Source organism: Streptomyces boluensis (assembly GCF_009908195.1).
GTDB lineage: Bacteria > Actinomycetota > Actinomycetes > Streptomycetales > Streptomycetaceae > Streptomyces > Streptomyces boluensis.
Genome location: NZ_JAAAHS010000406.1, coordinates 1 through 6,499, shown reverse-complemented (window position 1 = coordinate 6,499; position 6,499 = coordinate 1). Strand labels below are relative to the sequence as shown.

Below are 6,499 nucleotides of genomic sequence, written 5' to 3'. Positions count from 1 at the left end.
CGGCTGTTCCGCCGCGGGGCCGCGCCGCAGGACCTTGAGGTCGGCACGGATGTGTCCCAACTCCTGCGTACGGAGCCGAGGTTCGACGTCGGTCGCTAGCGCGGCCGGCGGTGGCGGGTGTGCCCCGCCAGGGGCGCGGGGAACCGCGCGAGCGGCCACGACGGTGCGGCACGCGGTGACGATCCTGCGCCCCCCTGCGCCCCTGTGGCGGGAATCCGTCGCCGCCCGCTAGTGGACCTGCTCGGCGCGGGGGGCCAGGGAGAGGTCCACGGCGACGGCGCCGGGCTCGCCGTGATGGGTGGCGGAGGAGGCGTGCGGGGCGTGGCCACGGGCCGTCGTGGCGAGGATGTAGGAGCCGCCGTCCGGGACCGCTATCGAGTAGCTGCCGTCCGGGCCGGTGAGGGCCCCGCCCGCCTGCCTGCCGCGGCCGTCGATCAGGGTGACCTTGACGCGGGCCAGCGGGGCGCCGGCCGGGTCGAGGACCCGGCCGCGGAAGGCGGCGAGCGCCTCCTCGGCGCGGGCCAGGCCCGCGTCCTCCTCGCTGCTGGCGCGCAACTGCAAGGCAGCGGGGCGGCGGCCCGGCAGGAACACGGCGAGCAGCACACCGACGGCGACGGCGCCGGTGGCGATCAGGAACGCGATACGGAAGCCGTGCATCGTCGGGATCGCGACACCGCCGACGTGGTCCGCGGTGTTCGCGAGGACCATGCCGATGACGGCCGACGACACCGACGTACCGATCGAGCGCATCAGGGTGTTGAGGCCGTTGGCCGCGCCCGTCTCGGACGGGTCGACCGCGCCGATGATCAGCGCCGGGAGCGAGGAGTAGGCGAGGCCGATGCCCGCGCCGATCACGACCGAGATGACGACGGTCTGCCAGGCCGCGTTCATCAGGCCGAGCCCGGCCCCGTACCCGACCGCGATGATCAGCATGCCGAGGATCAGCGTGACCTTCGGGCCGAAGCGGGCCGAGAGGCGGGCGTACACGGGCGCGGTCAGCATCATGGTCAGGCCGAGCGGCGCCACGCACAGACCCGCGACGACCATGGACTGGCCGAGGCCGTACCCGGTGGCGGTGGGCAGTTGCAGGAGTTGGGGCAGGACCAGGGAGATGGCGTAGAACGCGACGCCGACCATGATCGAGGCGAGGTTGGTGAGCAGCACCTCGCGGCGGGCGCTGGTGCGCAGGTCGACGAGCGGGGCCTCGCGGCGCAGCTCCATCACGCCCCAGGCGACGAGCACGACGACGGCCGCGGCGAACAGGGTGAGGGTCGTGCCCGAACCCCAGCCCCAGTCGCTGCCCTTGGTGATCGGCAGGAGCAGCAGGACCAGGCCGAGGGAGAGGCCGAGGGCGCCCGCGAGGTCGAAGCGGCCGGGGGCGCGCAGCGGGCTCTCCGGGACGACGGCCAGGGTCAGCGCGATCGCGACGACGCCGATGCCGGCCGCGCCGAAGAACAGGGCGTGCCAGTCGGCGTGCTGGGCGACGAGCGCGGCCAGCGGCAGCGCCAGGCCGCCGCCGACACCGATCGAGGACGACATCAGGGCCATCGCCGAGCCGAGCTTCTCCGGCGGCAGCATGTCGCGCATCAGGCCGATGCCGAGCGGGATGGCGCCCATGGCGAAGCCCTGGAGGGCGCGCCCGGCGATCATCACGAGCAGGTTGTCGGTGAAACCGCAGATCAGCGAGCCGACGACCATGACGGCGAGGCTGGCGAGCAGCATCCGGCGCTTGCCCGCGAGGTCGCCGAGACGCCCCATGATCGGGGTGGAGACGGCGCCGGCGAGGAGGGTGGCGGTCAGCACCCAGGTGGCGTCGGAGGGTGTGGTGTCGAGCAGCTCCGGCAGGTCCTTGATGATCGGGACGAGCAGGGTCTGCATGACGGCGACGACGATGCCGGTGAAGGCGAGGACGGGGACGACGCCGGTACGGCGGGACGAGGTCGTCGGTCGGTACATAGAGCGGGGCCTCCGGAGGCGGTCGCTGCGGGACGGGATGCGACGCGAGCGCGTCATGCACACCGGTGTGCGTGACGCTTACGTGTATCTCGAACCCGTTTCCTCAGGCGACTATTCCGACGATCGTCGTACGAGCTGGAACCTTGACCTTTTCGTTACGCGGTTCTGGGTGGACGTGCTCTGCGGTGGGCGGGCTTCCGGTTTCGTTACGCGGTTCAGGGTGGGCGGGCTTCCGGTGTGCCGCCGGATCCGATCCGTGAGGCCACCCGCACCCCGGCCTGCGCCCTGGGGGACGTCTCCCCGATCTCGTTCGACGTACGAGAGTGTCAGTGGTCGTCCGTACGCTGGGCGGCACGGTTGATCATCGACACGGGGGAGCGCGTCGCATGCGCATGCGTATCAAGAAAAACGGCTATGCGGCCGAGCTGACGGACGACCTGAAGACCGTCTACTACGGCCCCTCCGGGCGGCCCCTCAAGAAGCAGCCCCGTGAGCTGAAGGGCGCGCCGGAGCTCGCGGCGTTCGCGCGGGTGCGCCACGACCTTGAGGCGCACCGCGACGAGTGCCGCGCCCTCGCCGTCGCCTGGGCGGCGGCCGGACAGGACGCGCCGCGCGCCCTCGCCGAGGGGGACCCGGTGTGGCGCCTTGTGCTGGACGAGGCGGGCGTGGAGCTGCACGACGACCGGCCCGAGGAGCACACCGAGGGCAGGCTGTTCGCCCGTACCTACACCGGGCCGTTCGACGTGACCCGTACGCAGCTGCTCGCCGAGGACGCCGTCCCCCACCGCGACCTGCTGATGCGCGCGGACGGCTGGGAGCCGGAGCTCGGCGGGCTGTTCGCGACGGCAGTGCCCGACCCCTCCGGTGGTGAACTGCCCTTCCCCGAGCGCGTCCTCGCCGCGCACCCGGGCCTGGAGGTCCCTGCCCTGGAGAAGATCCGCACGCTGCGCGAGGTGACGTCCCGCTGGCAGTACCTCTCCAAGAAGAGTGTCGACGCCGTCCTGGCCGGGCTCGAGCAGACCGCGCCCGCGCTCCTTGTCTCCCTGCTTGACGGGGTGGCCGATCTCGCGCTGCGGCAGGAGGACATCCAGGTCGCGGCGGCCTGGTTCGGCCGCGCCCGCAAGGGCGAGCGGCTCCATGCCCGTGAGGTCGACGAGAGCTGGCTCGACCGGCGCTATCTCACGTACGCGCGGGCCGGCGCCCTCTCCGCCACGGTCCTGCGCGAGCGCGCGAGAGAGCTGATGGGCAAGGGGTCGGGAGCCGCGTCGGGCCCGGAGCGCGTGGACCGGTTCCGCGCGGTCGTCATCGCCCGGCTGCAGGCGACCGGCGAGCTGTACCCGCAACTCGCCGCCGATCTGCGCAAGATCGCCAAGGCCGCCGGGCTTGACCCGGAGGAGACGCTGGCCGGACTGCTGCACGAGGTCGTCCAGGAGCGCGGCGGCCTCAGCCTCAGCGACGACAAGCTGTGGCAGGACTGCCTCAAGGGCCGCGCCGTGGAACTCCTGCGCGCACGCGGCCCGGAGGCCGCCCACGCAGCGCTCCGCCTGCGCCCGCGCGGCTGGACGCCGAACGGCGAATTGTGGCGTGAACTGCTCGACCGGACGGGCGCCCTGGCCCTGCTCACCGGCGAGGAGCCGGGCCTGCCCGACGGCGAGGCGGCGCGCTGGCTGTCGGCCTGCGCCCGGCACCACAACCCGCGCAAGGCCCCGCCCGCCGAGCTCTACCAGGTGGCCGAGCTGATCGCGCCCCGCATCGTGGCCGACGGGGTGCCGGTCGAGTTCGAGTTCTGGACGTCCGCCACGCGCAAGGACGAGGCCACCCTGCTCGACCTCGTCGACGTCCTCCTGGAGCACGGCGCACCCGTCTGCGACCCGCCGGGCGCCCTCGGCCCGGCGTATCTGTACAACGTGACCGTCAAGCACCGGCCGGACCTGACCCACCTCCTCGCGGACGAGCGGTACGCGCGTCAACTGCGGGCCCGCGTGCGGATGTCCCTGGCGGTCGAGGACGACCGCTGGCGCACCAACACGTCCTTCCAGCCGCATCAGTTCGGGCAGGGCTGGAGGCAGATCCCGGCTCTCTACGACAACGCCGTCGGGCACGACGAGATCCGGTCCTGGTTTGCACGCGAGCGTGAACTGCTGCGCGCGGGGCCCGACTTCGCGGAGCTGGTACTGCTCCTCGGCCGCCTCGTGCACGTCGGCGTGGCGGTCGCGCAGCTGCTCAAGGACGTGGAGGCGGCCGCCGAGTTCGCCGCGGTCGACGTCCTGCCGCTGCTGACGGCCGAACTGGCCGCGCTCCCCGACGAACTGGCCGCGCTCCCCGCCGGACTGCCCGGCGCACGCGTGGCGGCCGTTCTCGACAGACTGGAACCGGACCTGGCACGGGACCAGGTGCGCGGGACCAACCGCACCGTCCTCATGGAGGAACTGCCGGAGCTGAAGGCGGGCGCGGAGGCCACGGAGAAGGCGTACCTCGCCTTCGTCATGGCCGCCAACTGCCGCGCGGGCCTGGCCTCGGTCGTGCACCGCCTCACCCCCGAGGCCGAGAAGAAGCCCGCCACGCCGCTCGACCCGTCCATGCGCCTGTGCCGGGAGCTGCGCGCGCTCGCCGAGGCCGGGGAGCCGGTCTGGGCAGGTGACTTGAGTCAGGCGACGTCCACGATCGAGCTGCCGGCGTACCGATGGCCCCGCGAATTCCGCAAGATGCACGCGCACGCCGCGACGTACGCGCTGCGCGCCGCGTCGGGGACCATCCGCGAAAACCTCGCCTTTGACGCACTGCGCACCTACGCCGAACTTCCGTTCGTCACAGGAGACGCGGGCCGCTGGCGCATCGTGCTGTGCGACGTTCCCGAGGCGAGGGCACCGGCCGCCACCAGGGAATCCGCGGTGCAGGGCAGCGCGTTCCGCCTTGCCACCTCGGCGGCCGCCGTCGTGGCGCAGGGAAGCCCACCGCGCCGCGTTCTCCTGGAGCACGCCCCCGAGGGCGCCTTCGGGGAGGACGGGCCGCTGGCCGCCGCGGGCGCCACGCTCGTCTCCGCGTATGTCCTGGAACCCGTCCGGCCGGTCGCGTGGTTCCGGCGCTTCGTCGAGCTGTACGAGCAGCGCGGTACACCGGCCGCGCGCCCCGAATCCGCCCTCGCGCTGGCCGAGGGCACGGGCCTCTCGGCGGCTGAGGCGGCCCATGTCCTGGCCGGTTGGGCCGACGCCGCTCCGCACCAGGCCGAGGAGCAGGACAACAGCGGGCGCTACTGGGACGCCGACCTGAGCGCATGGCGGATCGACGGCAAGGACGGGCGGTGGGCCGCCGACACCCTCGCCGCGTGCCTCGACCCGCGCCGGGCCGCAGCCCTTGTGGAGCGGCTGCTGCCGGACGATCCCGAGACGCTGTGGACCACCGGACCCGATGTGACGCGCGCGGTGGCCTGGTGGCAGGAGCAGTTCGGCGCCCCGGTGCCGGTGCCTCAGGCGCTGGTCCCCCTCGCGGCCAAGGAAATGACACGGCCCGAGGGCGAGCAGCCGGTACGGCGGGTGCGGCCGGTGCGGCGGCGGTTCCACGACCATGGCGAGGAGGGCAGGCCCGTACTCCGGCCGTCGGCGCTCCTCGGCCGGACAGCCTCGGGCGCAGCCTGCCTGGCTCCCGACCCGGCGGGCCTGGCGGGCGAACCGGACCTCCTCGCCCTGCCCCGCGTCGCGGCCTGGCTCGCCTACCGCACACCGGCCGGCGACCCACTGCGCCCCGCCGTCGGCGCCGCGATCGCCCGGCTCCGCGAGGAGCTGGCCACCGGCCCCGGCCCGCTGCACGTCTTCTCCCTCCAGGACAACTACCTGATGGGAGCCCCGCCCCTCACGGGCGCGCTCGAGGCACACAAGGCGGTCACGATCGACCGGGACGAGACCTACGAGGTACGTCATCTCCGCGTCGACCCAGCCCAGTTGAAGGGCGCCGACGACCCCCTCCTGGACACCCTCGACGCCTACCTCGACTCTGTCCTGCCGTCCCAGTGGCTCCCGACGCCCGGCGGGCTGCCCGCGCTCGCGGACCTGCGGCTGCTCCTGGACGACGGATTCGCGGCGCTGGGCACGCACTTGAGCGCCGACGAAGGGGCCGCGCCGGGCTGGGAGCAGCACCCGGCCCGTTCGGTGCCGCATCTGGTGGCGGAGTGCGCCGCGCGGCACGGCCTGGGCGAGGACGCGGCGGCGCTCCACCTCATACTCCTCGCCCTCCCCGACCCGACGGACCGCAACGTGAAGCAGTGGACCGGCTGGAAGCCCGCACGCTTCAAGTCCGCCTGCACGGCACTGGAAAGCACGGGCCTGTTCGTCCGTGCCGCCCGCCCGCGCGCGGGCCGCTCGATCTTCCTGCCCGGCCCGTGGCAGGAGACCAAACCTCCGCGCCTCCCGGTCGAGTCGGCCAGGCGGACCCTGCTCCCACTGACCCGCGAGCACCGGTCGACGGTCCATATGGCGGCGGTCCCGTCCTGCCCGCTGCCCGAGCTGTTCGAGCGCGCTTGGGCGGCGGCGGGCGACCGGGGTGGGCG

1 protein-coding gene and 1 pseudogene are annotated in these 6,499 nt (G+C 73.6%); one reads left to right on the top strand and one right to left on the bottom strand.

What is annotated here, in order from left to right:
- Positions 1-228 precede the first annotated feature (228 nt).
- Positions 229-1,956 (bottom strand): MFS transporter, encoded by a 1,728-nt coding sequence (locus tag GUY60_RS32195; protein ID WP_161704321.1) that lies wholly within the window; start codon positions 1,954-1,956, stop codon positions 229-231.
- Between the two features lie 392 nt (positions 1,957-2,348).
- Here GUY60_RS32195 and GUY60_RS32190 point away from each other — a divergent pair.
- A pseudogene (locus GUY60_RS32190) lies at positions 2,349-6,499 on the top strand (hypothetical protein); the annotation flags it as partial.

What these genes read in the sequence shown, in the direction of transcription:
- GUY60_RS32195 (WP_161704321.1), bottom strand. Translation starts at nt 1,956, where the DNA reads ATGTACCGACCGACGACCTCGTCCCGCCGTACCGGCGTCGTCCCCGTC.